This is a genomic window from Hydrotalea sp., assembly GCA_030054115.1.
Lineage (GTDB): Bacteria > Pseudomonadota > Alphaproteobacteria > JASGCL01 > JASGCL01 > JASGCL01.
In genome coordinates, this window is sequence record JASGCL010000022.1 from 1 (window position 1) to 26,040 (window position 26,040).

25 protein-coding genes and 3 tRNA genes are annotated in these 26,040 nt (G+C 48.1%); 20 read left to right on the forward strand and 8 right to left on the reverse strand.

Going from position 1 to position 26,040, the window contains the following annotated elements:
- The first annotated feature begins 45 nt into the window (after nucleotides 1-45).
- The gene (locus QM529_05130) at nucleotides 46-600 is read left to right on the forward strand and encodes a TMEM175 family protein (GenBank protein ID MDI9314038.1); all 555 of its coding nucleotides are present in this window, start codon (nucleotides 46-48) and stop codon (nucleotides 598-600) included.
- A 140-nt stretch (nucleotides 601-740) separates the two neighbouring features.
- Nucleotides 741-1,298 (forward strand): TMEM175 family protein, encoded by a 558-nt coding sequence (locus QM529_05135; GenBank protein MDI9314039.1) that lies wholly within the window; start codon nucleotides 741-743, stop codon nucleotides 1,296-1,298.
- A gap of 24 nt (nucleotides 1,299-1,322) precedes the next feature.
- Here the strand turns inward: QM529_05135 and QM529_05140 are convergent, their stop codons facing one another.
- On the reverse strand, nucleotides 1,323-1,751 hold the full coding sequence (locus QM529_05140) for a VOC family protein (protein MDI9314040.1): 429 nt from the start codon (nucleotides 1,749-1,751) through the stop codon (nucleotides 1,323-1,325).
- A gap of 355 nt (nucleotides 1,752-2,106) precedes the next feature.
- A tRNA-Ser gene (locus QM529_05145) sits at nucleotides 2,107-2,196 on the reverse strand.
- Between the two features lie 106 nt (nucleotides 2,197-2,302).
- On the opposite strand from QM529_05145, the gene QM529_05150 reads away from it, so the two are divergent.
- Nucleotides 2,303-3,055, forward strand: coding sequence for a type III pantothenate kinase (locus QM529_05150; GenBank protein MDI9314041.1), 753 nt, complete (start codon nucleotides 2,303-2,305; stop codon nucleotides 3,053-3,055).
- Here QM529_05150 and rfaE1 read toward each other — a convergent pair.
- Nucleotides 3,041-4,522 carry a D-glycero-beta-D-manno-heptose-7-phosphate kinase gene (gene rfaE1, locus QM529_05155; protein ID MDI9314042.1) on the reverse strand — a complete coding sequence of 494 codons (1,482 nt, stop codon included), beginning with the start codon at nucleotides 4,520-4,522 and terminating at the stop codon, nucleotides 3,041-3,043. The two genes, QM529_05150 and rfaE1, sit on opposite strands and share 15 nt — an antisense overlap.
- A gap of 121 nt (nucleotides 4,523-4,643) precedes the next feature.
- Between rfaE1 and QM529_05160 the strand changes: the two genes are divergently transcribed.
- The 10 genes from QM529_05160 (at nucleotide 4,644) to QM529_05205 (ending at nucleotide 14,277) form a co-directional block, all read left to right on the forward strand.
- A complete protein-coding gene (locus tag QM529_05160) occupies nucleotides 4,644-5,438 on the forward strand; it encodes a ComF family protein (GenBank protein ID MDI9314043.1) in 795 nt (264 codons plus the stop codon).
- 24 nt (nucleotides 5,439-5,462) lie between these two features.
- The gene (locus QM529_05165; protein MDI9314044.1) at nucleotides 5,463-6,359 is read left to right on the forward strand and encodes a DMT family transporter; all 897 of its coding nucleotides are present in this window, start codon (nucleotides 5,463-5,465) and stop codon (nucleotides 6,357-6,359) included.
- 66 nt (nucleotides 6,360-6,425) lie between these two features.
- Nucleotides 6,426-7,385, forward strand: coding sequence for a prephenate dehydrogenase/arogenate dehydrogenase family protein (locus QM529_05170; GenBank protein MDI9314045.1), 960 nt, complete (start codon nucleotides 6,426-6,428; stop codon nucleotides 7,383-7,385).
- Entirely contained in the window at nucleotides 7,372-8,724 is a 1,353-nt protein-coding gene (mtaB, locus tag QM529_05175; protein ID MDI9314046.1) for a tRNA (N(6)-L-threonylcarbamoyladenosine(37)-C(2))-methylthiotransferase MtaB, read from the forward strand. Before QM529_05170 ends, mtaB begins: the two co-directional genes overlap by 14 nt.
- A gap of 25 nt (nucleotides 8,725-8,749) precedes the next feature.
- Entirely contained in the window at nucleotides 8,750-9,682 is a 933-nt protein-coding gene (gene ftsY, locus QM529_05180) for a signal recognition particle-docking protein FtsY (GenBank protein ID MDI9314047.1), read from the forward strand.
- 31 nt (nucleotides 9,683-9,713) lie between these two features.
- On the forward strand, nucleotides 9,714-10,634 hold the full coding sequence (miaA, locus tag QM529_05185) for a tRNA (adenosine(37)-N6)-dimethylallyltransferase MiaA (GenBank protein MDI9314048.1): 921 nt from the start codon (nucleotides 9,714-9,716) through the stop codon (nucleotides 10,632-10,634).
- A 19-nt stretch (nucleotides 10,635-10,653) separates the two neighbouring features.
- On the forward strand, nucleotides 10,654-11,634 hold the full coding sequence (locus QM529_05190) for an RluA family pseudouridine synthase (GenBank protein MDI9314049.1): 981 nt from the start codon (nucleotides 10,654-10,656) through the stop codon (nucleotides 11,632-11,634).
- 6 nt (nucleotides 11,635-11,640) lie between these two features.
- The gene (locus QM529_05195) at nucleotides 11,641-12,594 is read left to right on the forward strand and encodes a peptidylprolyl isomerase (protein ID MDI9314050.1); all 954 of its coding nucleotides are present in this window, start codon (nucleotides 11,641-11,643) and stop codon (nucleotides 12,592-12,594) included.
- A gap of 8 nt (nucleotides 12,595-12,602) precedes the next feature.
- Nucleotides 12,603-13,814: a bifunctional glutamate N-acetyltransferase/amino-acid acetyltransferase ArgJ gene (gene argJ, locus QM529_05200; protein MDI9314051.1), complete on the forward strand. Its 1,212-nt coding sequence runs from the start codon at nucleotides 12,603-12,605 to the stop codon at nucleotides 13,812-13,814.
- A gap of 16 nt (nucleotides 13,815-13,830) precedes the next feature.
- On the forward strand, nucleotides 13,831-14,277 hold the full coding sequence (locus QM529_05205) for a (deoxy)nucleoside triphosphate pyrophosphohydrolase (protein ID MDI9314052.1): 447 nt from the start codon (nucleotides 13,831-13,833) through the stop codon (nucleotides 14,275-14,277).
- Here the strand turns inward: QM529_05205 and QM529_05210 are convergent, their stop codons facing one another.
- The 5 genes from QM529_05210 to QM529_05230 all read right to left on the reverse strand — a co-directional run bounded on the left by QM529_05210 (nucleotide 14,278) and on the right by QM529_05230 (nucleotide 17,436).
- Nucleotides 14,278-14,799 (reverse strand): SH3 domain-containing protein, encoded by a 522-nt coding sequence (locus QM529_05210; GenBank protein ID MDI9314053.1) that lies wholly within the window; start codon nucleotides 14,797-14,799, stop codon nucleotides 14,278-14,280. It lies immediately after the preceding gene.
- Nucleotides 14,800-14,879: 80 nt separating this feature from the next.
- On the reverse strand, nucleotides 14,880-15,782 hold the full coding sequence (locus QM529_05215) for a branched-chain amino acid aminotransferase (GenBank protein MDI9314054.1): 903 nt from the start codon (nucleotides 15,780-15,782) through the stop codon (nucleotides 14,880-14,882).
- Between the two features lie 158 nt (nucleotides 15,783-15,940).
- Nucleotides 15,941-16,015, reverse strand: a tRNA-Gly gene (locus QM529_05220).
- Between the two features lie 177 nt (nucleotides 16,016-16,192).
- Nucleotides 16,193-16,828, reverse strand: a complete 636-nt coding sequence (locus QM529_05225; GenBank protein MDI9314055.1) for an ImmA/IrrE family metallo-endopeptidase — start codon at nucleotides 16,826-16,828, stop codon at nucleotides 16,193-16,195.
- A 56-nt stretch (nucleotides 16,829-16,884) separates the two neighbouring features.
- Complete coding sequence (locus QM529_05230; GenBank protein ID MDI9314056.1) at nucleotides 16,885-17,436, reverse strand: hypothetical protein; 552 nt, start codon at nucleotides 17,434-17,436, stop codon at nucleotides 16,885-16,887.
- A 124-nt stretch (nucleotides 17,437-17,560) separates the two neighbouring features.
- Here QM529_05230 and QM529_05235 point away from each other — a divergent pair.
- The 7 genes from QM529_05235 to QM529_05265 all read left to right on the forward strand — a co-directional run bounded on the left by QM529_05235 (nucleotide 17,561) and on the right by QM529_05265 (nucleotide 25,943).
- Nucleotides 17,561-17,635: transfer RNA gene (locus QM529_05235), tRNA-Thr, on the forward strand.
- 159 nt (nucleotides 17,636-17,794) lie between these two features.
- Nucleotides 17,795-18,319 carry a Fur family transcriptional regulator gene (locus QM529_05240; GenBank protein MDI9314057.1) on the forward strand — a complete coding sequence of 175 codons (525 nt, stop codon included), beginning with the start codon at nucleotides 17,795-17,797 and terminating at the stop codon, nucleotides 18,317-18,319.
- Between the two features lie 21 nt (nucleotides 18,320-18,340).
- Nucleotides 18,341-19,816, forward strand: a complete 1,476-nt coding sequence (locus tag QM529_05245) for a trimethylamine methyltransferase family protein (protein ID MDI9314058.1) — start codon at nucleotides 18,341-18,343, stop codon at nucleotides 19,814-19,816.
- Nucleotides 19,813-20,913, forward strand: coding sequence for an ABC transporter permease subunit (locus tag QM529_05250; GenBank protein ID MDI9314059.1), 1,101 nt, complete (start codon nucleotides 19,813-19,815; stop codon nucleotides 20,911-20,913). Before QM529_05245 ends, QM529_05250 begins: the two co-directional genes overlap by 4 nt.
- Before the next feature lie 3 nt (nucleotides 20,914-20,916).
- Nucleotides 20,917-21,948: an ABC transporter permease gene (locus QM529_05255; protein ID MDI9314060.1), complete on the forward strand. Its 1,032-nt coding sequence runs from the start codon at nucleotides 20,917-20,919 to the stop codon at nucleotides 21,946-21,948.
- 80 nt (nucleotides 21,949-22,028) lie between these two features.
- Entirely contained in the window at nucleotides 22,029-23,711 is a 1,683-nt protein-coding gene (locus QM529_05260) for a site-specific DNA-methyltransferase (protein ID MDI9314061.1), read from the forward strand.
- A 3-nt stretch (nucleotides 23,712-23,714) separates the two neighbouring features.
- Entirely contained in the window at nucleotides 23,715-25,943 is a 2,229-nt protein-coding gene (locus tag QM529_05265; GenBank protein MDI9314062.1) for a DEAD/DEAH box helicase family protein, read from the forward strand.
- The last annotated feature ends 97 nt before the right edge of the window (nucleotides 25,944-26,040 follow it).

Here is a 26,040-nt window from a genome sequence, read left to right on the forward strand (position 1 = left end):
ATTGTATTATTGCATTATTAATCAAACAACCTTAATGTTTTTTTTATGAAAAAAACAATGAGCAAAGCGCGGCTGGAGGCCTTTTCCGATGGGGTATTTTCGGTCGCCATCACCCTGCTGGCGGTTGAATTGCACCCGTTTGATATGACGGGGCTTTCTGACCTATTGCCATTTTTGCCAAAGTTTTTATTGTTTGTTTTAAGCTTCATCACCATCGCCATCTGGTGGGTTAATCACCATCAGCTTTGTTTGAACATGCGGCGCGTTACGCTAAAAATTCTATGGCTTAATATATTTACCCTGTTGTTTATAACCGTTATTCCGCTGACAACCAGCTTGCTGGGGGAGAATTTTCATGAACCGATGGCCATGGCATTTTATAACCTTATCATGTTTATTGCCTCGGCAATTTTTTATTGGCTAACGCGCAGTGTGTATGGCAATTTGCGAAAATATGGGTGGGAGCGTTATGTCGCCGTTGTATGCTATGGCTTGGGCGTTTTGGCACCCTTCATCCCCCATGCGGTATTGTTGGCCTATGTTTTTATGATTATTCCGCCGATGTTTTATTTTATCCCGCGGTCGTCGCGCCGGCGGTAGCGGTATTAAAATCATAGCATTATCTGTCCGCCCGCGTGATTGCTTTGTGCTAAATACTGCCCTAGTATTTTTTCATGCGTAAGGCGATAACCATACAAAAAACCCGGCGGAAACCTAGACGGAAACCCGTCGATACCCCAATGGACAAGGCCAGGTTGGAGGCTTTTTCCGATGGCGTGTTTTCGGTCGCCATCACCCTGATGGCGGTTGAATTGCACCCGTTCGATATGACGGGGGTTTCCGCGCTCTTACCATTTTTACCAAAATTTTTGTTGTTCACTTTTAGCTTTATCACGGTTGCCCTATGGTGGGTTAATCACCACCAACTTTGTTTACACATGCGACGGGTCAATCTAAATATCTTATGGCTAAATATATTTGCGCTATTGTTTGTAACGGTTATCCCGTTGGCGACCGTTCTGCTGGGGGAAAATTTTAACCAACCCTTGGCGATAGCATTTTATAACCTTACCATGTTTGCCGTGTCGAGTGTTTTTTACCGCCTGGCGGTGGCGGTGCATGGGGATTTGCGCCAATTTGGTTGGCAACGTTATATTGGGGTTACCTTCTATGGCTTGGGTGTGTTGGCTCCCTTTGTCTCGCCGGTGATATGGGTCGCCTATATTTTTACGGTTATTCCGCGTGCATTGTCTTTTATCCCATGGTCATTAACCCAAGGAAAAAAATATCAGTCATAAATAAAAATTAAATCGATAGATAATTTAATTTGTTTGTTTGTTGCAATTCACCATCCAGCGGACGCCGAATTTGTCGGTCAATTGCCCCCAATGTCCCCAAAACATTTCTTGAAATTCTGTCCCCACCTTGCCGCCAGCCGACAGGGCGGCAAAAAATCCCTTCCCCTGCTCGACATTATCAACCATCAAGTTGATGCTAACATTGTTGCCAACAATTATCGACCCCATGCGATGCGGCACGTCGTTGCCCATTAACACATGGCCACCGAATATCGGGTATTGCACATTCATTACAAGTTTTTTTTCTTCGTCGGTAAATGACATGCCCGTGGCGGGTGGCACATCGCCGATGCGCATAAAGCTGGTGAAATCGCCACCAAACACCGATTTGTAAAAATTAAAGGCGGCCTCGGTCTCGCCCGGAAAAGTAATATAGGTTGCAACGCTCGCCATGGTTTTATGCTATAAAGTTTTCTGCCATCTTGCAAGTGGAAAATGTTCAGGTTGCAAATTTTAAAGCATGAGCTTCGCTAACATCATTTTTTATTCTTATAAGTTTTTTAAATAAAATATATTGTTGACGAACCCACCTTGGAAAAATACCTCGGCAAGCCTCGTATTTTTCCGTCCTCCCTTGCTAAAGCAAGGGAGGCAAAGTCGCATTTTTTCATCAATGATATTGATAGAAGCAAGTGATAATGTCCCCGCCTGAGATTCGCCATGGCTTTGCTCGCTTAAGGTAAAAGCAATAAATGTTTTTGTCTCGCTTGCGGCAGTAACAGAGTCCCAAGCGGAAGCGCAAATATATTGGCGGAGAGGGAGGGATTCGAACCCTCGGTACACTTGCGCGCACAACGGTTTTCGAGACCGTCCCGATCGACCACTCTGGCACCTCTCCGCTTATGGTTCAACCCTATACAAACCCCGTGCGGCGATTGCAACCCCAGATGCGGCCACCATCACTATCGATTGAAATACCTGTGTTTTTTTTCTATAATGGCGCGATGCGCAGCATTCTTATCATCATCGGCAACAGCCATGTGCGTTGGCGTTTTTACGACAGCGCAAGCAATAGCAATAGTTTGGGCGCGATAACCAGTTTCAAAACCAGTATTTTAAAAAAACCAAGCTGTTTCAGCCTGAGCGCGGCGAGCGAGGGCATCGCCGATATATATGGTGTCAGCGTCGTGCCCCGCGCCACCGCGCTATTAACAACCTTTGCTGACAAACATGACGTGGCATTGCATATGTTTGGCGCAGAAAATTACCCATTCGCCAACTTGACCGACGAACCGACAAAAGTTGGCACCGACCGGTTGCTGGCCGTGCTGGGGGCGCGGCAATTGCAATATCAACCGCCGTTGGTGATTATCGACATGGGCACCGCCACCACCGCCAATTTTGTTGATAAGGATTGGGGTTTCGAGGGCGGGTTGATTATGCCCAGCAGCCACCTGATGGCGACATCATTGCACCAACAGACCGAGCAATTGCCAACCATCGATACAGCAAAAAAAACCAGCGACAATGTTTTTATCGGCAAAAATACCGATGACGCCATGGCCAAGGGGGTAAATTTGCTGGGCGACAGCGCGTTGGAAAAAATTATCGCCGGCGCAAATCGTGACGGGCGCAAGGTTGTTTTGACCGGCGGCGCGGCCAAGCAATTGGTCAAGGATGGATTTAAAAACCCCAGCGTCGCTTACGAACCCGACCTGTTGTTTCACGGGCTGGTGTATTTTTTATCGGCGCGATAGGTTTTTTATAACATTGCTGGTCGAAAACCCCGGGGTTAATGGTGCCAAATACAGGCGACCGGCATGTTCCGCGCCGGCGACGGGTTTGCCCTTGTAATCCTCACCCTTAACCAGCACATCGGGTTTAATTTTTTCAATCACCCGCGCCGGCGTGTCGTCGTCAAATGCGGCGACAGCGTCAACCTCGGCCAAGCCCAACAACCCGTCGGCCCGCACCACCGCCGGCTGAAACGGGCGGGCAATGGCATTTAATGAATCACCCTTTAGGCGTTGAACCGACGCGTCGCTGTTAATCAGCACCAACAAAAAATCACCCTGTTGCTTGGCCGCCTGGAGCATGGCAACATGCCCGTCGTGCAACAAATCAAAACAACCATTGGCGACAACAATTTTTTTGCCGGCTTGATGCGCGGCCGCAACCTTTTGCAACATGGTTGCTTCATCCAGCAAATGCTTGCCATGGCTTATCGAAGATAACAACATGGCGATGATTTCTTGCAACGTTGCATCGGCCGCGCCGCTTTTCCCCACCACCACACCGCCGCCGGCATTGGCCAGGCGGCTGGCAAACACTGGTGGTAACCCGGCGGCCAAGGCGGCGGCAAACACCGCCACCACCGTGTCGCCCGCGCCGGCGACGTCGAAAACCTCCTGCGCGTCGGTTTTAAAATGGGTCGCGACATTTTTCTCGATAAGCGATAATCCTTCTTCCGACCTTGTGGCGACCACGCCCTTGAAACCAACCTCGGCAATTAATTGTTGGCCGGCGGCAATGACCTCCGCCGTGGTCGTCGTCGGCATGTTGCTTGCCAATTGCAATTCTAAGCGGTTGGGGGTTATGTAATCGGCACCACGGTATTTTGTAAAATCATTGCCCTTGGGGTCGACCACCACCGGCAATTTTTTTTGCTTGGCCAGGGCGATGGTTTTTTGCAATAAATCACGGGTCAACAACCCCTTGCCATAATCAGAAATCACCACCGCCCGCGCGGTCGCCATGGAATTTTCAATCATCGGCAATAATTGCGCGCTATGTGCATCGTCGATTGGTTTGGTGTCCTCCCTATCCAACCGCAACATCTGCTGTTTATTGGCGGTGTAGCGCGTTTTTTCGGTGGTAACGCGGGTTTTATCGGTCAGCCAGAATCCCTGGAATTTTTGCAATCTCTCGTCGCCCTTTTTACCCGCCAATAATTGTTGCAATATTTTGCCAGCCGCATCGTCGCCCACCATGCTGACCAACGACACGCCGGCGCCCAGGGTTACAATATTACGCGCCACATTGGCCGCGCCGCCCGGGCGGTATTCGGGGTCGCCGATTTGGCTGAGGACAGGAATCGGTGCCTCCTGCGATATCCTATCGACTCGGCCATAGACATAACTATCCAGCATCGCATCCCCCACCACCAGCACGCGGGCGGGGGTTAGGGCCGATTGCAATTTATCAAGAAAACTAGCCGCGGTCATTTTTTTGTTCTATCATTGGTTATATTGCTTGCCTTTTATTGTTGCCATTTTATCGAAAAAATAACAATCCTTATCTTACCGCTTTTACGCCCTTTATCTTTCAAGAACCGTGCCTTTAACCATGCCCCCCACCCTGCCCCCCTCGCGCTTCAATTTACGCCTGCGCGCCATGGTGCGCACCGCCACCGGCTTGGTTTACAGCCCGGTCTGCGCCCTGTGCGACGCGCCGGTCAACCGCGACACCCCCCATGCCCTATGCGCCGATTGTTGGCAAACATTGCCCTTCATGCCGTCCCATCATTGCAACGTTTGTTCGCAACCATTGCAGGTGCCATCGGTTGAAAATCATGCCGCGCCGCAAACCATTTGTTTGACCTGCCAACATCGGCCGATAGTGACCGACGCCATTGTTGCGCCGTTTCTTTACCGCGAGCCACTGGTCAAGTTAATTTTAAAATTAAAATACGCCGATGATTTGGCCCTCAGCCAATTTTTCGTTCATCACCTGCTGTCGGCATTGACGCCAATAATTGAAAATCACAAGCCAAGCGATTTTTTATTATTGCCAGTGCCCAGCCATTTTACAAAAACCCTGCGCCGAAAATATAACCAGGCCGAGGTTCTGGCGCGCGCCCTCAGCCGCTTGAGCAATATCGCGATGGTTAGCAATCTGTTGCAACGTATCGAACCCACCAGCCAAAAAAATATCGGGGCCGACGCGCGGTTTCGCCAATTAAAAACCGCCTTTGCCCTGAACAAAAAAATATGGCCAACCTATCGGCAGAAACATATTATTCTGGTTGATGATGTCGTCACGACCTGTGCCACGATGCACCACCTGTCGGTGTTGTTAAAAAAACACCATGCCGGTTTTGTTGGCGGCGTGGCGATTGCCCGCACGCCGTTGCAATTTTAAATGATTCCGTGATAAGGTTTTGCAATGCGCCTCCTCACCCCCTATCGTCGCGGTTTGCTTCTGACCATGCTTGGTGTGTTGTTTATCACGCCCGATTCGCTGTTGATTTTAATGGCGGAACAGCCGGCGGCGAACCTGCTGTTTTTTCGCAACGCGATGATGGTTGCTTTGTTTTTGCCGCTGGTGATTATTTTTCGCCATAGTGTTTTCGAACGCGCGACAACCTTGGCGCACCTGCCCAACCGATTGTGGGGTGCTATCAAGGAATTCTATCCGGTGCTTATTATTTACCCGGCGACCTCGATATTTTTTGTTTTGGGCACGCAATATAACACGGTGGCGGGCAATTTGATTATCTTGTCGTCATCGCCCTTGATTGGCGCGTTGTTGACTGCCTTTTACCAAAAGAAAAAGGTGCCGTTTGATAACTGGCTGGCGGCCGGCGGCGTGTTGGTCGGCATTGGCTTGGTAACCATGGCCAGCCTGGCCGATGCCAAATTATTCGGCGCGGTTTGTTCGTTCGGTGCCGCGCTGTTCCTTGCCCTTTATTATAATTTTTTGCAGGGGCGACGCCACCAACCGCACCCTTTGTTGATTGTCTTGCTGTTGGCGGGGGGCAATAGTTTCTTATCCCTGCCCTTTGTTACCTGGGGCGTGACCGACCTTTCCCAATATACTATTATGTTTATCAACGCGATTTTGACCACCGCCTTGGCCTTTGCCTTTACCTCCTACGGCGCGCGGTTTATCTCGACCGAGGAAACGCTTCTGCTTTTCATGTTGGAAACCCTGCTCGGCCCGTTGCTGGTGTGGTGGGTGTTGGGGCAAGTGCCGCCGCACCAAACCCTGGCCGGTGGGGCGGTGGTTTTTATCGTGGTCGCCCTGTGGGGGTGGCGCAAATTGCTCAGCGCAAAGAAATAGCGTTTCCGCGCCATTCGCTGACTTTAAGCAATTGTTTTTGTTCGCTATTTTGTCTAAAAGACATCTATGCAACAAACAACGCCATTATTTAACAAAATCACGCTGGTCGGGGTCGGTTTAATCGGGTCGTCGCTCGGGCGGGCGATAATTTATAAAAAATTGGCAAGGGAAGTGGTGGGGCTGGAGCAGAACGAAAATTTGGTGGCGCGGGTTATGGCGACAAAATGCGTTACCAGCGCGACCACGAAAGTCGATGAAGCAATAAAAAACACCGACCTGGTAATTTTGTGCGTGCCGATGGGGCAATATGATAGAGTGATGGCGGATATCACCCCCGCGATGGCAAGCGAAAAACGCGATATTATTTTATCCGACGTGGGGTCGGTCAAGGGCTCGGCCGTGGCGGTGATGGAAAAATATATAAATGGCACGAAAAATATAAAACTCATCCCCGCCCACCCGATTGCCGGCACCGAATTTTCGGGCCCAGAAAGCGGCATGGCGCATTTGTTCCAAGACATGTTTTGCATCATCACCCCGCCCGATGGTTCTGACAAAACGGCCTACGACAAGGTCGTGGCATTGTGGTCAAGCATCGGGGCACAGGTGCAACAGATGACGGTGCAACACCATGACGAGGTGTTGGCCATAACATCGCACCTGCCGCATCTTATCGCCTACACCATTACCGGCACGGCGCGGACATTTGAAAATAATATCAAAAACGTCAATAGCCAGGAGGTCATTAAATATTCCGCCGGCGGGTGGCGCGATTTCACGCGCATCGCCGCCAGCGACCCCGTTATGTGGCGCGATATTTTTTTAAATAATAAGGACGCCGTGATGAAACAATTGGAGCATTTTAAACAAGATTTAAATAAATTAACCACCGCCATGGCCGACAATGATGGCGCAACCTTAGAAAATTGGTTTGCCGATACCAAAACCATCCGCCAGGCACTGCCCTCGGTCAGCCAACAGGTCGACGAACAAAAGCAAAAGGAAAAATTTTATGACGCAAAATAATTCACCAACCACCATAATTACGCCCAACGTAGCTTCTCCTGAGCTCATTGCACCCAACATTGTTTCCCCCAACATCGTTTCTCCTGACGTTGTTTCTTTTGGTTGCCGACTGAATCACCATGAATCGGCTGTCCTGCGCCAGGAATTGGCGGGGCAAGATGTCATCGTTATTAATTCCTGCGCCGTAACGGCGGAGGCCGAACGCCAGGTCAAACAAACCATCCGCAAAAAACACCGCGACCACCCCGATAAAAAAATTATCGTCACCGGTTGCGCGGCACAAATCAACGGCGACGATTACAAAAACATGGCCGGCGTTGACGCGGTGTGGGGCAATGGCGAAAAAATTAACGCCAAGCAACAGTTGGCGCGGCTCAGCAATGATAAGTTGCAGGTCAGCAATATCATGACCCTGCGCGATATGTCACCGCACCTGTTGTCGCGCGATGCACAGCATGCACGCGGTTTTTTAGAAATTCAAAATGGCTGTGACCATCGTTGCACCTTCTGCGTTATTCCGTTTGGCCGTGGCAACAGCCGGTCGCACCCAACCGACCATATTATCGCCGCCGCCGAAAAAATGCTCGCCAATGGTTTCCAAGAAATCGTCTTAACCGGCGTCGATATCGCCAGCTGGCGCGGCGACAATGAAAAGCAAAAACTGCCCCATTTGGTGGCGGCGTTGTTACGCGCCCTGCCGCAATTGCCACGGCTTCGTTTGTCGTCGCTCGACCCGGCCGAAATCGATGACGATTTGATTGCGCTGTTCGCCACGGAGCGCAGATTGCTCCCCCACGTGCATCTATCGCTTCAAGCTGGCAACGACCTGATTTTAAAACGCATGAAACGTCGCCACCGCCGCGCCGATGTTTTTGCCCTGGCGCAAAAACTATTGTCGGCCAATTCAAGCATCGTGTTTGGTGCCGACATCATGGCGGGCTTTCCCACCGAAACCGACGCCATGTTTGCCGATACCGCCGATTTGGTAAGAAGCCTGCCGATAGTTTTTGGCCATGTTTTTCCCTATTCCGAACGGCCATTCACGCCGGCGGCGAAGATAAAAAACAAGGTCGCCATTGCCACGCGGAAAGCCCGCGCCAAAACCCTGCGCCAAATTTGCGCCGATAATTTACGCCGCTGGCAAGCCGACCAATATGGCAAAAAACAAAACCTGTTGATTGAAACCATCGGTAGCGACCGCATCACCGGCCACAACGAACAATTTGGTTTTGTCACCATCCGGCAAGCAAATCAAACAACCCACACCGCCAACCAAATTCTACCGATAGAAATCATCGGTGCCGACGACAATGGTTTGCTGGCCACGATTATTTCATAACCTGCAATTTTTTTTTTACAATATCATGAGCTTCCTTTCCAAATTAAAAACCGCCTTAAAACCCAGCGGCGGCGATTTGCAACAATCCATCGCCACCAGCTTTGCCGCCGCCTTTAAAAAATCGAATAAAAATTGGCCGGCGTTTGTCGCCGCCCTGACCGACGACCTTATCATGGCCGATGTCACACCCAGCCTTGCCAAAAATATCGCCGAACAATTGCCGCGCGGCGTGGCCGATGCAACCGCCGCAACCGACGAGCTCATCAATATCATCACCAAAACCATTGCGCCCTTTGAAAAAAAACTCGATGACCTCATCGCGCCGCAACCGGCAAACCCGCCGCGCGTTATCCTGATGGTCGGCGTCAACGGCACCGGCAAAACCACCACCCTGGCCAAGTTGGCGGGGCTGGCGCGGGATAAAAACATGTCGCCGTTGTTAATCGCCGGTGATAGCTTCCGCGCCGCCGGCGCGACGCAATTGGAATCCTGGGCGACAAAATTGGGCATTGCCTGTTGGGGTGGCGCGCAACAAAACAGCACCGACCCGGCGGCCATTGCCCATGGCGGTTACAACCATGCCCTGGCCCATGGCCACGATATTGTTTTTATCGACACCGCCGGGCGGCTTCACACCAACAACAACCTGATGGCCGAATTGGAAAAAATCGTGCGGGTGTTAAAAAAAATAAACCCCGACCTGCCGCAAGATTGCCTCATCACGCTCGACGCCACCACCGGCCAAAATGCCGCGGTGCAGGTCGAGATGTTCAAAAAATTCACCCCCATCAACGGCATCGTGATAACCAAAATGGATGGTGTGGCCAAGGGCGGTATTGTGCTGTCGATTTTGGCGCAACATCACCTGCCGCTTTACGCGTTGGGGGTTGGCGAACAGCCGGCCGATATCGACCAATTTAACGCCGGCGATTTCGTCAAAAGTTTTTTTGGCCGCTAACCATGTTGATGGTTTTTTTTAGGAACATTTGATGACCGGTGATATAATTATTATTTACGGCGCGACCGCCAGCGGCAAAAGCCAGCTCGCCCTTGATATGGCCAAAAAAATTACCGCCGCCGGCAAACAGCCGGTGATTATCAACGCCGATGCCTTGCAACAATACCGCGACCTGCCCCTGCTGTCGGCGCAACCAAGCGCGGATGATAAAAAAACCTATCCGCATTTGCTCTATGGTTTTTTAAACCCAAGCGATGAAAGCAATGTCGCTTCATGGCTGAACCTTGCCATCAGCGACATAAAAAAAACCATCGCCGATGGCAGTATTCCCATTGTGGTCGGCGGCAGTGGTCTTTACATCAAAACCCTTATCGCCGGCATCAGCCAAATGCCAACCGTGCCGGCCGAGGTAAAAAAAACAATGATACAATCGGCCGCCACCAACCCCGCCATCTTGCAAGATTATTACCGCGAATTAACCATGGTCGACCCGCCGCTGGCCGGCAAATTGCCACGCCACGACGCAACGCGCATTATTCGCGGCCTGTCGGTTTTTCGCGCCACCGGCAAACCATTATCTGTTTGGCAATCGACCGCACCGCGCGGTGGGTTGTTGGAACTTTTCCCCGATAAAAAAATCTCCTATCATTATGTCGAATGGCCGCGCGCCGTGTTGTTGCAGCATATCACCCGCCGCACCGAACAAATAATTGCCAATGGCGCGGACAATGCTGTAGTCGGGGAATATAAACGTTTCATGGCCAACCACCCGCACGATGGCAACAGCCTGCCAATTCACAAAACCATCGGCGCGGATGCCGTGGCCGATTATATCCAGCAGAAAATCGATTTACAACAATTGCAAGAACGGATAATCATTGAGACGCGCCAATATGCCAAGCGGCAGGTCACATGGTATCGTGGCCAGTTACAACGATTCTTCACCGACTAAGCCCCGCCAGCACAACAACATGCCCCATATTATCACCATCGACGACGAGGTTGCCGGCACCAACATCAAGCAGTTTTTTCGCCTGCGTTACCCACATTTGCCCTACCCGCTGTTAAAAACCTGGCTAAGAAAGGGCGAGGTCAAATTAAACGGCAAAAAAATCACCGCCGAGCAATTGTTACAACTTGGCGATAAATTAAAATTGCCGCCGCCGCATTTCATGACCGCGCCAAGCGAAAAACCAACGGTTGTCAGCCCCATCGCCGCGCGCGATAAATTATCGGCCATTACCTTGGCGACGACCGACGATTACATCGTCATCAACAAACCGGCTGGCCTCGCGGTCCAGGGCGGCAGTGGCATTGGCCAATCCCTCGATGATTGGCTCATCGCCCTCAACCGCGCGAAAAGCCAAACGCAATATAAATTGGTGCATCGCCTCGACCGCGACACATCGGGCGTTATGTTGATTGCCAAACACCGCCAAGCGGCGCAGGATATCACCGCGCAATTCCACCAGCATCTTATCCAAAAAACTTACCTCGCGGTGGTGCGCCTGCCCGACCAACCATTCCCGACCAGAATAAACGCGCCATTGCGCCAGGCAACCACCGCGCGGGGTAGCAAATTGTGGGAGCGGATGGTGGTGGCCGACCAAAAGGACGACGATGCCCTGCCCGCCGAAACGCTGGTCAAAAAAATTTCTGAGAAGAACAACCTCGCCCTCCTCGAGCTAAACCCCTTAAGTGGCAGAAAGCACCAATTGCGGGTGCACCTCGCCCATGTTGGCGCGCCGATTATCGGCGATAAAAAATACGGCGCGGATGATAATGCCACAGCAAACGATTTGCCAAATGATTTTTTAAATGTTTTTTCAGGCGCGACGGCGCGGCACCTGCTCCTGCATGCGCGCGCCATTACCCTGCCCAACGGGCAACAATACCATGCGCCGGCACCCGATTATTTCCCGCTAGATTATTTTGATAAAAATTTGTTATAAACCTACATGAACAAAAACCTGAAAAAGAAATTATGCTATTTGTGTTTATCGCTCCTGGCGACGGCCTATATTTTTGCCGCCAATAATGTCTTCGCCGCCAATAACAAAAATGGCGATAAGGACGGCGACCCCGTGGTGTTAAAAATCAATGACCAAGAAATTAAGCAATCAACGGTGTTGCAGGCGGTGCGAATCCTGTCGGCGCAAAATAAGCAACAACAGGCCACGACCGACAAAACAACATTATACAACCTGGCGATAAACGATATCATCGGCCAAGCCTTGAGCTACGAATTGGCGGTCAATAAAAAGCTCGACCTAGATAAAAACATCAACCAACAGATAAATAGCTTGGCGCGCACCGCGGCCGAGGATTTGGCGCAATACAAACGGCAGATGATGATTGCCGCCTGGCGCGACCAATTGCCAGTGCCCGATAAAACCACCGCCGAATGGCAAAAAGATTATAAAGATTTTATCAAAAATAACCCGGGCACCACGCTTTATCGGCCGGCCGATATCGTCGTCGCCACCGATGAAGAAGCCATCAATATTATCAGCCAATTAAAAAATGGTGCGTCATTTGCCACCCTGGCCAAACGCTACAGCCTAAACCGCACCACCGCGGCCAAGGGCGGCGATATCGGGTTTATCAGCGCGCAACAATTGCCGCCCAACCTTGCGCTGGTTGTCTCATCGCTGAAGAAAAACGAATTCACCAACGTGCCGGTTAAGGCGGCGGGCGGGTCGCATGTTATAAAATTGCTCGATAAAAAAACCGGTGCGCCGCCGGCCTTTAACCAAAGCCAAGAGGGCTTGATGGCGTTGGCAAAAGAAAAAATGGCGCGGCAAAAAATTTTGGAACGCGCCAAAGAATCGACCATCCTGCTTATCGATAAAAATAACCAAGCCACCCCCATCATCTTTCAACCGCCACAAGCAACCCCCGCTAATCCATAAGCAAAAACATGTCGTTAAAAACCTCACCCCTCGCGCCCCTGACCTTCCCCGCCATGCCGGCAATTACCGGGGTTGATATTTTCACCTGCCACAGCGGCCTGCGTTATAAAAATCGCGACGATATTATGCTGATGACTCTGTCGCCAGCGCACAAATTCATTGCCACCGGCGTTTTTACCCAATCGACCACGCGGTCGGCACCGGTGCTGTGGTGCGAACAAAATTTGAAATCACCCCATGCCCGCGCGGTGATATGCAACGCCGGCCACGCCAACGCCTTCACCGGCACGGCGGGCACATCATTAGTTAATGCCACGGCGACGGCGGTGGCCAAAAAAATCACCGCTGATAAGCGTGGGGTTTTCGTTGCCTCGACCGGTATCATCGGTGCGCCCCTGCCGCCTGGTGCCATCGCCGACCAATTGCCAAAATTGCAACCAAGCGATTGGCTGGGCGGGGCGCGCGCCATTGCCACCACCGATACCTTCCCCAAAATTGCCACCAAAAAATTTATCATCGACGGCAAAACATACCACCTGAACGGCATGGCCAAGGGCAGTGGCATGATAGCCCCCAACATGGCTACTATGTTGTGCTTCATGGCGACCGATTACCCATTGCAAAAAAAATGGTTGCAGGCCACGTTGCGTGATGTCGCCGATGAAACATTCAACGCCATCACGGTCGACAGCGACACCTCAACCTCCGACAGCCTTTTATTATTTGCGCCGGCCGATAAAAAACCACCCAGCGCAAAAAATCAAAAAATCTTCCGCGCCGCGCTCCAAGCGGTTTGCCATGACCTGGCGTTGCAAATTGTGAAGGATGGCGAGGGGGCCGAAAAATTAATCACCATCACCATCGAAAAAGCCAAAAACAAAAGCGATGCAAAAAAAATCGCCTTCAGCATTGCCAATTCGCCGTTGGTTAAAACCGCGGTCGCCGGCGGCGATGCCAATTGGGGACGCGTCGTCATGGCGGTGGGAAAATCGGGGGCCGATGTAACCCGCGATAAATTGGCAATTTATTTCGGCGACACATTGGTTGCAAAAAATGGTTCTGCGGTCGCGGGATACGACGAAACACCGGTCGCCAAGCATTTGCAAACCCGCGATGTAACAATTCGCGTCGTCATCAACCGCGGCACGGCGGCCGCGCGGGTTTTTACCTGCGACCTGACCCATGGTTACATCGACATCAATGCCGATTATCGGTCGTAACGATTTTGTAATTTTTATGTCCTGTTTTGAAACCACCGACAAGCCGATAAAACCCAAACCATTAAAATTGGTTGTCGCCGGTGTGTTGGTCGATGCCGACGGCCGTGTGTTGGTCGGGCAACGGGCGGCGGGCAAATCCTTCGCCGGCCATTGGGAATTCCCTGGCGGCAAGATTGAAAAAAACGAAACGCCGGAGGTCGCCCTAATCCGCGAATTGCGGGAGGAATTAGCCATCGACACCAATCGCTCCTGCCTTGCCCCGATATTATTTGCCAGCCATGATTATGACGATTTCCACCTATTGATGCCGGTGTTTGTTTTGCGGCAATGGCGCGGCAATATCGCGCCGCGTGCCGAAACTTTTTCAACAACCAAATGGTTGCGATTGCCTGGCCTGGCCGCGCTCGATGGCCTCCTGCCCGCCGACAAGCCCATCGTTTCGATGTTGCATCAATTTATTTAATTAAAAATCTTTTTTGGTGTCGAGCACCCGCAACCAACCGGTGCGCCCCCCGATGAAGGTTTGCACCTGACACCATTGCGGTTGGCATTTAATAATCTTTGCCGTAACGCCGCGTTTCAATTTTGCAATCAGGCGCGACTTGCCACTGGTCGAACCATTGGGCCCGGCGGTCAAATCGGTTTCGTCAACATTGACAATCAAGGTTTTGTCATCGCTGATGGCATCGCGTAGCACCCAGCCGCTACTGCCCTGCCAATCCCTGACCTCTCGCCAATCGCCGTGGCGGCGCGTCAATTTTAATGGTATGCCCTTTGCTTGCAGGTAAAAAACTATCGGGAATTCTTTGCCCGGCCCCTTGCGCACGTTCAATTTATCCCACCGCGTTGACACCATTTTTGGCAAATCATCCTTCACCATTGCCTTATTACCGGCCTGTGCGATTGACGATGGAAAAAAAGATAACCCAAGCGGCAAGACCATCAACCCCGCCAACAAAACATAAGATATAAACTTGGTCATCATAAAAAAATGGTTATAACATTTACATTGGCCTTGAATGGCCACCCAATAGATGTCACGCAACTTAACGTGACCCCGCGCCATCAACCCCCGGTGGCCTCATAGAATTTTTTTACCACCAGCTGGCTAAAATCACCCGGCGCAAATTGATATTCGCCAACCGATTTAACCGGCGTTACCTCGGCGGCGGTGCCGGTTAAGAAACATTCGGTGGCGTTTTTCAAATCCTCTGGCTTTATCGCCCGTTCGATAACCTCGACCCCCATGCCGCGTATAATATCGGCCACGGCGTTTTTGGTAATGCCATTCAAGAAGCAATCGGGGGTTGGGGTGTAAACCTTGCCATCGTTGAATTTAAAAAACACATTGGCACCGGTTGCCTCGGCCACCAGACCGCGATAATCCATGAACATCGCATCATTGTAACCCTCCTCCTCAGCCTTCATCTTGGCCAGGGTGCAAATCATGTAAACCCCGGCGCATTTGCTGTGCACCGGCGCGGTATTGGCGGCGGGGCGACGCCATTCGGCCCATTGCAACCTTATGCCCTTCATCTTGGTTGCCATGTCAAAATAACTTGGCCACTCCCACGCGGCAATTGCCACATGGCCCGGGGCGGCACTGGGCAGTAGACCGGCAACCTCGGGGCCGCGAAACACAATCGGCCGCAGGTAACAATTGGGCAGTTTATTGGCCTTCACCACGTCGTTGGTCGCGGCCATCAATTGGTCAAGGTTATAGACCACCGGAATGCGCAACATCTTCGCCGAATCCAACAGCCGTTGCGTATGTTCGCGTAATTTAAAAACCTTGCCGTTGTAGGCACGTTCGCCCTCAAACACGACCGACGCATAATGCAACCCGTGGGTCAGCACATGGGTATTGGCGTCGCGCCATTTCGTCATCGCGCCATTATACCAAATAAAACCATCGCGGTCGGCCATTGAAGGCGCGATAGATGGTGCGGCGGGAATTTTTGTATTCATGCTATATCTATAGCAGTATTTTTTAGTTTTGCAAAATTATGTTTGCAAAACTTTGGCATACCCTTAGTAAACCTTTGCAGTTATTGGCAAGCAACCAGAAAAAATATTTGGCTATTTTCTCTGGCTACGCTGGCTCCTAAATCCTGCAATGCAGAAAATGGAGCGGATGATGGGGATCGAACCCACGGCATCCACCTTGGCAAGGTGGCGCTCTACCGCTGAGCTACATCCGCGTTATTTCTCTTTTACAGAATTCTTATTTTTTTACAAGAGCAAATATTTTGGCGAAAATGCTGTTGCTTTTCGCGCGCTGAGCTACATCCGCGTTATTTCTCTTTTACAGAATTCTTATTTTTTTACAAGAGCAAATATTTTGGCGAAGTTAGTAAGCAGACTTTGCAAAATAAGTATTATTCTTTCTCTGTTCTTTGTAAATCCGCTACCCAGCCATCATAATAATCAATAAAGGCGTCTTCTCTTCTATCTAACCTAATCGCCATTGCAAGCGTTGAAACTTTAAATTCTTGCGCCATTTCTTCAATAGATTTCTTACCGCCGCCACGTTTGCTTACTTCTAAAATCTTGCTAAATGGCATTAAAATATCAGCGGCCATCTGATTGGCTTGCGCTTCCATACGTGGCGTTGTCTGTGCGCCAATGTGGTCGCGCGCGACGCTCGTGCTACCCGCTCTAAAAAGTATATTATCAACTAACCCGCCCTCGCTAGAATCAATTTTGTCTTTATGCAAAATAAAATGACCAAGCTCGTGAGCAATGGTAAATCTCTGTCTAGTCTTAGGGTGGTCTTTGTTGATAGTGATAATATAACTATTACCCTTCTTTTCTATCATGCCTGATATATCAATCGCATCAACCTTCAATTCGTTTGCTATGCCTTTGCCAACAGCATCTTTAAAATTGCTATAGGCAACTTGTGCGCCCAAATCATGTGCGATTTTTTCTACATCTATAGGCAATTCCATAGAATTGCGCAAATTTACCATTTGCGTCCATTTTTCAGCGGCCCAAGTAGTATTTTTTTCCATGTTCTTATATATTTCTTTTTTAACGCCATATCAAGAATTATTTCTATTATTCGATATCATTCGTAAATTATATCGGCCCTATCCCTTGTTTCTAACCTCTCTATTCTTTTTTCTAAATCGTCGATACGCTCTCCTAAATACTCTCCTAAAGATTCTATTTCCGCATTTATTGTCTTTACTCTAGCGTCCTCTTCTGTTTTTTTTGCTTCAAGAAAGGCACTAACTTTTTCATTGGCTATTCTTTCTGCCATCTTCTCAGCCGCTTCCTTAGCCTTGCTTTCGGCTACGTTCTCCGCCCTTCTCACAACCTCTTGAAAGCCTAAAAAGCTTATCACCCCTAATATAATAGTAAAAAGAACAATATAAAGCTGAAATGTTTCTATAGAACCTTGAATCGCGGCCAAGGCATTTCCCTGCGCGCCATCCGATGTGTTTGTAATTATTGATGGGACTTTAGAATTGGAAACCCTTGCTATCATTTGCCACAAAAACGCAAACAATAGAATCATAATAGGCCAAACAAATACCCAAGACAAATCATAAGATGCCTTTTTAACACCATCCTTAAGAGATGCTTCAAGCGCTTGTTTGTTTTCTTCTGCAATCATACATAAACATTTTACAAAACATCGCTACATTGTCAAATGCTTTCTGACATGGCTTTACAAATTCTTCGGTAAATACAAATTGACACAGCATTTACACTATGCCATATCGTGGCTTCGGTTTTTCGCCGCAGTAGCTCAGTGGTAGAGCATACCCTTGGTAAGGGTAAGGCCGGAGGTCCGATTCCTCTCTGCGGCACCATCCTTAAAATCACCTCCATTTCGCCACATGCGGGCAACCACAACGCGCCCGCCAACGCCACAACGGCACGTGCCATATTTCCTCTAACGCGCGGTGGGGGCAATAAGCTTGCTTCTTCGGCTATTTCCTTTTGCCTGATTTTATATTATCTATGGTATTATGGCGCAACGCAACCCCCACCCAACATCGGCCAAATCACGCGACAAAAACGCGCGCCATAATAATGCCACCAATCACGCCACCAACCCCGGCGTTATGAAATCAGTGATAAAATCATTGCGCGCCGCCGGCTTAAAATTAACCCCGCCGCGTTTGACAATTTTGCAACAATTATTGTCGGCCAGCCAAGAAAACGACCACAATGTTACCCCCGAAATGTTGCACCAAAAAATTGCCGCCAATAACCCGCGCGCCATTTCCTTGGCCACCATTTATCGCACGCTAAAAGTTTTGGAAGCAAAAAAAATCGTCCTACGTCATGATTTCCACAATCAAAAACCCCATTATGAAATTAATATCAAATCGCACCACGACCATTTGATAGACGTAAAATCGGGCCGGGTGATAGAATTCTATGACCAGGAATTGGAATTATTACAGGAAAAAATCATCGCGCGTTTGGGCTACGAAATCATCGACCACCGGTTGGAAATCTATGCCAAGCCCATCAAAAAAAACAATTAACAAATTTTATTTCATCACAACATGGTTCGGCGCGGTAACATAAAAATTGATGAGGCTTTGTCGCTTCGCGGCGGCATCGCGGTCGACAGCCCTGCCACCACCCCAACCGATAAAGCCTCCCCCGCCCTGCTTCATAACGCGGCGGTGGCGATTTTATCATCGGTCGGCGTCGCTATTAAAGACGACGCCTGGCGGCGCGAAATCATATCGGCCGGCGGCGTAGCCTTGGCAACCGGCCGCATCGCTTTACCCGAAAAAATAATCGACAATGCCCTAACCACCGCCCCACAAAAAATTGAACGCGTCGCGGCGGATAAAAACCTGTCCTTTACGCAGGATGATAAAAAAATCTTCTTCGCCCTATCGGCCGCCGCCAGCCATGTTTATGAAATCGCGCCCGACAATAATGCCGACCAAAAATCATCGCAATTCTCAACCCTGCCGCCGGTTACCCATCGCGCCATCACGGTGGCCGATAACCTCGCCTTGGTGAAATTGGTGCATGCCCTGCCGCTGTTCGACATGGGCGGTTTTTTTGCCAAACCCGATATGCTGGCGCGCGAATTGGGGGCTATCGACGCCGCCTACGACACCATGGTGGCGCAACTTTACAACCATTTCGCCAAACCCTTTACGGTGCAATTGCACAACCACGATATTATGGCGCAGCTGAGCAAAAAATTCCCCGACCTACCGCAACGCGCCAGTTTATCCCTCGCGGCCTTCCTGCCCAATTTATCGCTCGATGGCGACCTCGCCGCCAGTTTCATGCTGGCCGTAAAACAAAACATGACCATCGACAACCATGCCCTGACCATTGCCGCCGCCACCGCGCCGGCCACCACCGCCGGCGGCATAACCTTGGGGCTGGCCATGAACCTGGCCGCGCTGGTGCTGGCGCAAATCATCAACCCGGGGATTGCGTTTTCATTCGGCTTCACGCCCTATGCCTCCGACCTGAAGCAGGGCACCATCACCACCGGCAGTGCCGAAACCATCTTGCTACAACAATTGGCCATAACCATGGCGCGGTTTTATAATATTCCCACCATCGTGTCGACCACGCAAACCTCGGCCAAGGTGCCAGACGTCCAGGCCGGCGTCGAAAAATCGCTCGGCCTGTTGTCGCTGGTGCAAACCGCGAAGGCCGCGCAACAGGGCGTCATCATCGGGCAATGCGCCGGCATCCTGGGCGATTTGCAAATCATCGGTCAAACCAATTTGGTAACCGACCATGATATGCTGGGCATGGTAAAACGCTTGAGCCACGCCCCAACCATTACCGCCGATACCATTCAACAACCGGTTATCGAACGGGTGTTGCGCAAGGCCAGCCATTTTTTCGCCGAACCCGAAACCCGCCAGGTGATGAAAAGCAATTACCTTTACCCCCTGGCGCAAGACCGGCTGTCCTTGACCTCTTGGTTGGCGGCTGGTAATTTCACCGCTGACATGTTGGCCAAAAAAATTATCGATGAGGATCTATTAAAAAAATGAGGCATTATATATTCCGTCGCCTTGGCCTGATGATTCCAACCCTGCTCGGCATCATGCTTATTAATTTTTGCGTGGTGCAGATGTCACCCGGCGGGCCGGTTGAGCGCGCCATCGCCGCATTGAAGGATGGATCGCAAATAAAGGGCGGTAATTTGTTAAACAGCGGTGGCGACGCCGGGGTGCAGGGCGTCAATTTAACCAACAACAAACTGGGTAACCAAAAAAATTATACCGGGGTGGATGAACGGGTTATCGAGCAATTAAACAAATTCTATGGCTTTGACAAACCGGCCTGGCAACGTTTTTTAATCATGATAAAAAATTACCTGATGTTTAATTTTGGCGACAGCGTTTCCACCGGCCAACCTATCATCGAAATGATTTTGCACCGCATGCCGGTTTCTTTATCGATTGGTTTTTGGTCGACCCTGTTGATTTACAGCCTCAGCATCCCGCTGGGTATAAAGCAAGCCATCAAGAAAGATTCCCGCTTCGACCGAATCAGCACCATCGTGCTTATCATGCTATCGTCGCTACCGGCGTTTTTGTTGGCGATTTTTTTGATTATTGTTTTCGCCGGCGGGCGTTATTTTTCGTGGTTTCCCTTGTCGGGCTTGGTGTCGGATAATTTCGCCAGCCTGTCCCCGCTCGCCAAAATCGCCGATTATTTCTGGCACCTGGTTCTGCCCATCTCGGCTTCGGTTATCGGCGGCTTCACCGGCCTGACCATCTTAACCAAAAATAGCTTTTTGGAAGAGCTCGCCAAACCCTACGTCATGTTGGCGCGGGCGATAGGCATGGGGGAACGCCACGTCCTCTACGGCGTGGTGTTCCGCAACGCGATGCTGTTGCTCATCGCCGGCCTGCCCGCCATGATAGTCTCGATGTTCTTCACCAGCAACCTGCTGATAGAAATTATTTTTTCGCTGAACGGCCTGGGGCTAATGGGGTATGAAGCCGCCCTGACCCGCGACTATTCGGTCGTCTTCGCCACGCTTTATATCTTCACCCTTATGTCGTTGGTGTTGGGGTTGATTGGCGATATTTGTTACAGCCTGGTCGACCCGCGAATCAATTTTGAACGGATGGAGGGCTGAGCCATGCAACCAACCACCCGCAAGCCATCCTTCTTTCAAACCCGAGGCTTCAAACGTTTTCGCGCCAACAAATTAAGCTTCTACGCGGCGGTAATTTTTTTATTGCTGTTCGGCGTGTCATTGTTCGCCGATGTGTTGGCCAACGACCGTCCAGTGGTGGTTTATTACAAACATCATGTTTATTTTCCGGTATTTCAAAGCCTCCCCGAAACCACTTTCGGCGGCGTGTTGCGCGGCGAAACCGATTACAGCCTGATGAGCATCCGCAGTGAAATCAACAACAATGGTTTTTACATCATGCCGCCGATTCATTATCGTTACGATTCTATCATCACCGATTTAAAACAACCATCACCCACCCCGCCCGACCGCCGCCATTGGCTGGGCACCGATTCATCGGCGGGCGATGTATTGGCCGAACTGCTTTATGGCTTTCGCATTTCGGTGTTGTTTGGTTTCATGCTAACAATCGCCAGCACCATCATCGGCGTTATCGCCGGCGGGGCGATGGGTTTTTTCGGCGGCAAAATCGACCTGCTCGGCCAACGTTTCATGGAAATATGGGGCGCGATACCCATGCTGTTTTTATTAATTATTTTATCATCGCTGATTGTGCCAAATTTTTGGTGGCTGTTTTTTTTATTATTATTATTCGGTTGGATGCAATTGACCCATTTGGTTCGGGCCGAGGTCTTGCGCGTCCGGCAACAGGATTATATCAAGGCCGCCCGCGTCATGGGCCTATCATCCTGGCGCATCATCACCCACCATGTTTTGCCCAACGCCCTAACATCGGTCGTGACATTCTTGCCATTTTTGTTGGCCGGCTCGGTTACCACCTTAACCTCGCTCGACTTCCTGGGCTTCGGCCTGCCGCCCGGGTCGCCGTCGCTTGGTTATTTGCTTAAGGAAGGCAAGGACAACATCAACGCCCTCTGGCTCAGCATGACCAGCTTCATCGTTATCACCACGCAACTCTCGCTCCTCACCTTCATCGGCGCCGGCCTCCGCGACGCCCTCGACCCCCGCCGCTAGGCCGTGGGCCTAGAACCAACTTTGTTGCCACTTGCCAGCTCAAGCGAAATCTTATATCAAAATAATCACGGAGAGAGAAAATGGCCAAAAACTATGAAAAATATAGCAAAGAAGAGTTAATTGCCGAAATTAAAAAGTTAAAAAAGTTCAAAAAATATGGCTTGGTGTGGGAAGAAGACCGAGTCAAAGAAAAATTTGAAGCGGATGCCGAACAAGGCTTTCCCGTGCTGGCGGCGGTTAGCAATAAAGATATACACCAACCAAACGACGATGACGGCGCGCCCACCCATATTATGATAGAGGGGGATAATTACCATGCCCTGTCGGTGTTAAATTACACGCACAAAAACAAAATAGACGTTATCTATATTGACCCGCCATATAATACGGGTGCGCAAGATTGGAAATATAATAATAATTATGTTGATAAAACGGATTCATATCGTCATAGCAAATGGATTTCTATGATGGACAATAGATTAAAAATAGCAAAGAATTTATTAAAAGAAGATGGAGTGATTATAATGGCTATTGACGAATTTGAAATTCACAATGCGCGCCATCTATTGGATTATAACTTTGGCGAAAATAACAAATTGGGTATGGTAACCATTTTGCATAATCCCAAAGGACGCAATCAATCTGAATTCTTTTCTGCGAATAGTGAGTTTATGCTTTTATATGCGAAAAACAAAGATCGTGCTAGGTTTAATTCTGTAGCCATAGATGAAGAAGTTTTAGCTAAATTTTCCGAAGAAGATGAACAGGGAAAATTTAGATGGCAAGAATATATGAGAGTCAGAACCGTTTGGTCTAGGAAAAATAAACCAAACAATTATTATGCTATCTATGTTAGTAAAGATTTAAAAAAAATTTCTTTAGAAAGCAAAGATGGATATGAAGCCGTCTATCCTAAAACTGATGATGGTAGAGAATGGGCTTGGAAAAACAAATCTAGCACTTTCGTAGAATTAAATAAAAATAATTATTTTATTGCAAAAAAAGAAAACGGAAAAATAAAAATTTACCATCAATATAGAGAAGCGCAAGTTTTAAAAAATGTTTGGACTAATAAAAAATATCATTCAGAATTTAATGGCACGAATTTGTTAAAGAAGATATTAGGAGCTAATGTATTTCAGTATCCAAAATCTTTGTATTTAATAATTGATATACTTAAAATAACATCTAAAGATAATTCCATTATCCTGGATTTCTTTGCTGGTTCTGGCACGACCGGTCATGCGGTCATGGCATTAAATAATGAAGATGATGGCAACCGCCGATTTATTGTTTGCACTAATAACGAGGGCAATATAGCCACCGATGTTTGTTACCCCCGCTTAGAAAAAGTTATGAAAACCGGCTATGGCGATGTTGCGCCGTTGGGTGGTAATTTGAAATATTATAAGACCACTTTTGTCCCCGCCGCCAGCACCGATGGCAACAAAATTAAACTAACTCACAAGGCCACCGAAATGTTGTGCTTGCGCGAATCAACTTTTGAAAAAGTGATGGATAAGGCCAATTTTAAAATTTATAAAAACAACAAATATCACACCGCGATTATCTGGGACGAATCGGCTATTGAAGATTTTAAAGAATCCATCAAAAATACAAAAGGCAAATTCCATGTATATATTTTTTCACTTGGTAATGATGTCTATGAAGAAGAATTTGAAGATATAAAAAATAAAGTTATATTAAAACCAATTCCCGAAGCCATATTAAAAATTTATCGAAACATATTCCAAGAAAGATAAACCATGCAATTAAAAGATTATCAAAATAACGCCGTCAGACAATTGTTAGAAAAAAGCGGTAAATTGCTGACGCTTGATGGCAATCAATCATTGCTATTCAAGTCCCCAACAGGTTCGGGGAAAACCATCATGATGGCCGAATTTTTAAAACAATTGCATCAATATTCTGAAGTGCCCCTGAGCTTTATCTGGTTGGCGCCACGCAAATTACATATCCAAAGCCGTGAAAAATTAGAAAAATATTATGAAGATACCCGCGCGCTAGAATGTAAATTTTTTGAAGAATTAACGGATAGAAAAATTGCCGATGGTGAAATTTTGTTTGAAAATTGGGAAAGCATCAATCGAAAAGGCAATACCATCATGATTGAAAACGAACAAGACATGTATTTAAGCAAAGTTTTAGAAAACACCCGCGAAGACGGTAATCAAATTATTTTAATAATTGATGAAGGCCACCACACAGCCGGAAGCGAAATTTCAATAAATTTAAAGGAAGATTTGGCACCAAAATTAACCATAGATATAACCGCCACCCCCAAAAAAACCGATAGCCAAAGCGTGTTGATAGAGGTTGAAGATGTGCAAAAGGAAGCTATGATTAAAAAATCAGTTGTCATCAACCAGGGGTGGGATAGCGAAATAAAATCAGGAAAAATTCAATCAAAATTTGCAAACGGGGAAACCGAAGCTGTCATTAGCGAAGCATTAAAAAAACAACAAGAGATAAAAAAAGAATTTGCAAAGCTAGGCAAGGACATTAATCCCCTGGTTTTGATTCAAATACCAAATGAGAAAAAAATAGAGAGCAATGATTTATATAAAGAAATTGTTAACAAGGTTTTGGATAATAAATTTAATATAAATGAAGCCAATGATAAATTGGCTATTTATTTATCGGACGAAAAAATAAATTTAGAAAAAATTATAGAAAACAATAATGAAGTCGAGGTAATGATATTTAAACAAGCTATTGCCTTGGGGTGGGATTGTCCCCGCGCCCATATTTTGGTTTTATTTAGAACATGGCATGATGGCAAATTTGCGGTGCAAACCGCGGGGCGGATTATGCGGATGCCAGAACCAGACAATGGTAAATATTATGGTAACGAATTGTTAGACAACGCCTATATCTATACCAATTTAGAACAAATAGACTTGGTTGATTCAACCGCGCAAGCTTATTACCGTATATTTACCAGCCAACGAATTGACGATTATAAAGATTTAAGGTTATCAACCGTTTATCCTAAACGATTTCGTGAAAGAACGCGTCTGTCAGCAGAGTTTATAAAAATTTTTATGACCACTGCCATGACTAACAAAATTGCCGAAAAAATAAAAACCAAGAATCAAAAAGCGCAAAGATTGTTAATAACTGATTTTCAAATCCGTGGCATTGGCGATTTAACCAACAAGAAAATTGTCGGCGACGGGGCCATAGATATTACAAGCCCTGACGACATGCAAAAGAAAATTGATGCCTTTTCGGCCTACTCTTTGCGGCCTGAATTCTATCCAGAAGAAAGGTCGGTCAATAGGGTTAAGTCATCGATATATGAATTTTTTATAAAATTTTTAGATATTGATTATAAACTCGATAACAAAGTGCTTGATATCGGCAATATATTGTTAAGCCATGATAATTTGCATGAATTTAAAAAATTAATCGATAAAGCTAAACACGAATATTTAAACAGGGTAGAAAAAATACCGCCTGGTATTGTTGCCCCCGAATTATGGGAAGTGCCAGAAAATTATAATTATGAAATGACATTTAAAAAAAGCGATTATAAAAAATCAGTTTTAATGCCATTTTATTATTTAGAAGGGTGGAAAACCGAACTAAAGTTTATTGAATTTCTTGAAAAAGAAAAATCAGTAAAATGGTGGTTTAAAAATGGAACAAGCGACGGGACGTTCTTTGCCGTGCCCTATGATAGCCAAAACGGGCAAAGGGCATTCTATGTTGACTTTCTTGTTCTGTTTGTTGATAGGCGTATAGGATTATTCGACACCAAATCTGGCTGGACAATTGATGATGCAAAAGAAAAATCAGATGGGTTGTTAAAATACATTGCCGATAAAAAAAGCGAAGGGCGAGAAATATTCGGCGGCATTGTTACAAACACTGACCAAAAAACCTATGATGGTGCTTGGAAAATTTATCAAGGCCAAAGCAAAAATTTAAATAAAAACGACCTATCAAATTGGGAATTACTTGAATTCTAACGCCGCCACAATGCGCTCTATCGCGCGCTGGCGGGTTTCGGATTTTTTCATGTTCAGCAATTGTTGTAACCACATGCGCCGCGTTGACGGCGATACA

Coding starts and splice junctions, on each gene's coding strand:
- QM529_05130 (MDI9314038.1), top strand. CDS start 46: ATGAAAAAAACAATGAGCAAAGCGCGGCTGGAGGCCTTTTCCGATGGG.
- QM529_05135 (MDI9314039.1), top strand. CDS start 741: ATGGACAAGGCCAGGTTGGAGGCTTTTTCCGATGGCGTGTTTTCGGTC.
- QM529_05140 (MDI9314040.1), bottom strand. CDS start 1,751: ATGGCGAGCGTTGCAACCTATATTACTTTTCCGGGCGAGACCGAGGCC.
- QM529_05150 (MDI9314041.1), top strand. CDS start 2,303: ATGCGCAGCATTCTTATCATCATCGGCAACAGCCATGTGCGTTGGCGT.
- rfaE1 (MDI9314042.1), bottom strand. CDS start 4,522: ATGACCGCGGCTAGTTTTCTTGATAAATTGCAATCGGCCCTAACCCCC.
- QM529_05160 (MDI9314043.1), top strand. CDS start 4,644: ATGCCCCCCACCCTGCCCCCCTCGCGCTTCAATTTACGCCTGCGCGCC.
- QM529_05165 (MDI9314044.1), top strand. CDS start 5,463: ATGCGCCTCCTCACCCCCTATCGTCGCGGTTTGCTTCTGACCATGCTT.
- QM529_05170 (MDI9314045.1), top strand. CDS start 6,426: ATGCAACAAACAACGCCATTATTTAACAAAATCACGCTGGTCGGGGTC.
- mtaB (MDI9314046.1), top strand. CDS start 7,372: ATGACGCAAAATAATTCACCAACCACCATAATTACGCCCAACGTAGCT.
- ftsY (MDI9314047.1), top strand. CDS start 8,750: ATGAGCTTCCTTTCCAAATTAAAAACCGCCTTAAAACCCAGCGGCGGC.
- miaA (MDI9314048.1), top strand. CDS start 9,714: ATGACCGGTGATATAATTATTATTTACGGCGCGACCGCCAGCGGCAAA.
- QM529_05190 (MDI9314049.1), top strand. CDS start 10,654: ATGCCCCATATTATCACCATCGACGACGAGGTTGCCGGCACCAACATC.
- QM529_05195 (MDI9314050.1), top strand. CDS start 11,641: ATGAACAAAAACCTGAAAAAGAAATTATGCTATTTGTGTTTATCGCTC.
- argJ (MDI9314051.1), top strand. CDS start 12,603: ATGTCGTTAAAAACCTCACCCCTCGCGCCCCTGACCTTCCCCGCCATG.
- QM529_05205 (MDI9314052.1), top strand. CDS start 13,831: ATGTCCTGTTTTGAAACCACCGACAAGCCGATAAAACCCAAACCATTA.
- QM529_05210 (MDI9314053.1), bottom strand. CDS start 14,799: ATGATGACCAAGTTTATATCTTATGTTTTGTTGGCGGGGTTGATGGTC.
- QM529_05215 (MDI9314054.1), bottom strand. CDS start 15,782: ATGAATACAAAAATTCCCGCCGCACCATCTATCGCGCCTTCAATGGCC.
- QM529_05225 (MDI9314055.1), bottom strand. CDS start 16,828: ATGGAAAAAAATACTACTTGGGCCGCTGAAAAATGGACGCAAATGGTA.
- QM529_05230 (MDI9314056.1), bottom strand. CDS start 17,436: ATGATTGCAGAAGAAAACAAACAAGCGCTTGAAGCATCTCTTAAGGAT.
- QM529_05240 (MDI9314057.1), top strand. CDS start 17,795: ATGGCGCAACGCAACCCCCACCCAACATCGGCCAAATCACGCGACAAA.
- QM529_05245 (MDI9314058.1), top strand. CDS start 18,341: ATGGTTCGGCGCGGTAACATAAAAATTGATGAGGCTTTGTCGCTTCGC.
- QM529_05250 (MDI9314059.1), top strand. CDS start 19,813: ATGAGGCATTATATATTCCGTCGCCTTGGCCTGATGATTCCAACCCTG.
- QM529_05255 (MDI9314060.1), top strand. CDS start 20,917: ATGCAACCAACCACCCGCAAGCCATCCTTCTTTCAAACCCGAGGCTTC.
- QM529_05260 (MDI9314061.1), top strand. CDS start 22,029: ATGGCCAAAAACTATGAAAAATATAGCAAAGAAGAGTTAATTGCCGAA.
- QM529_05265 (MDI9314062.1), top strand. CDS start 23,715: ATGCAATTAAAAGATTATCAAAATAACGCCGTCAGACAATTGTTAGAA.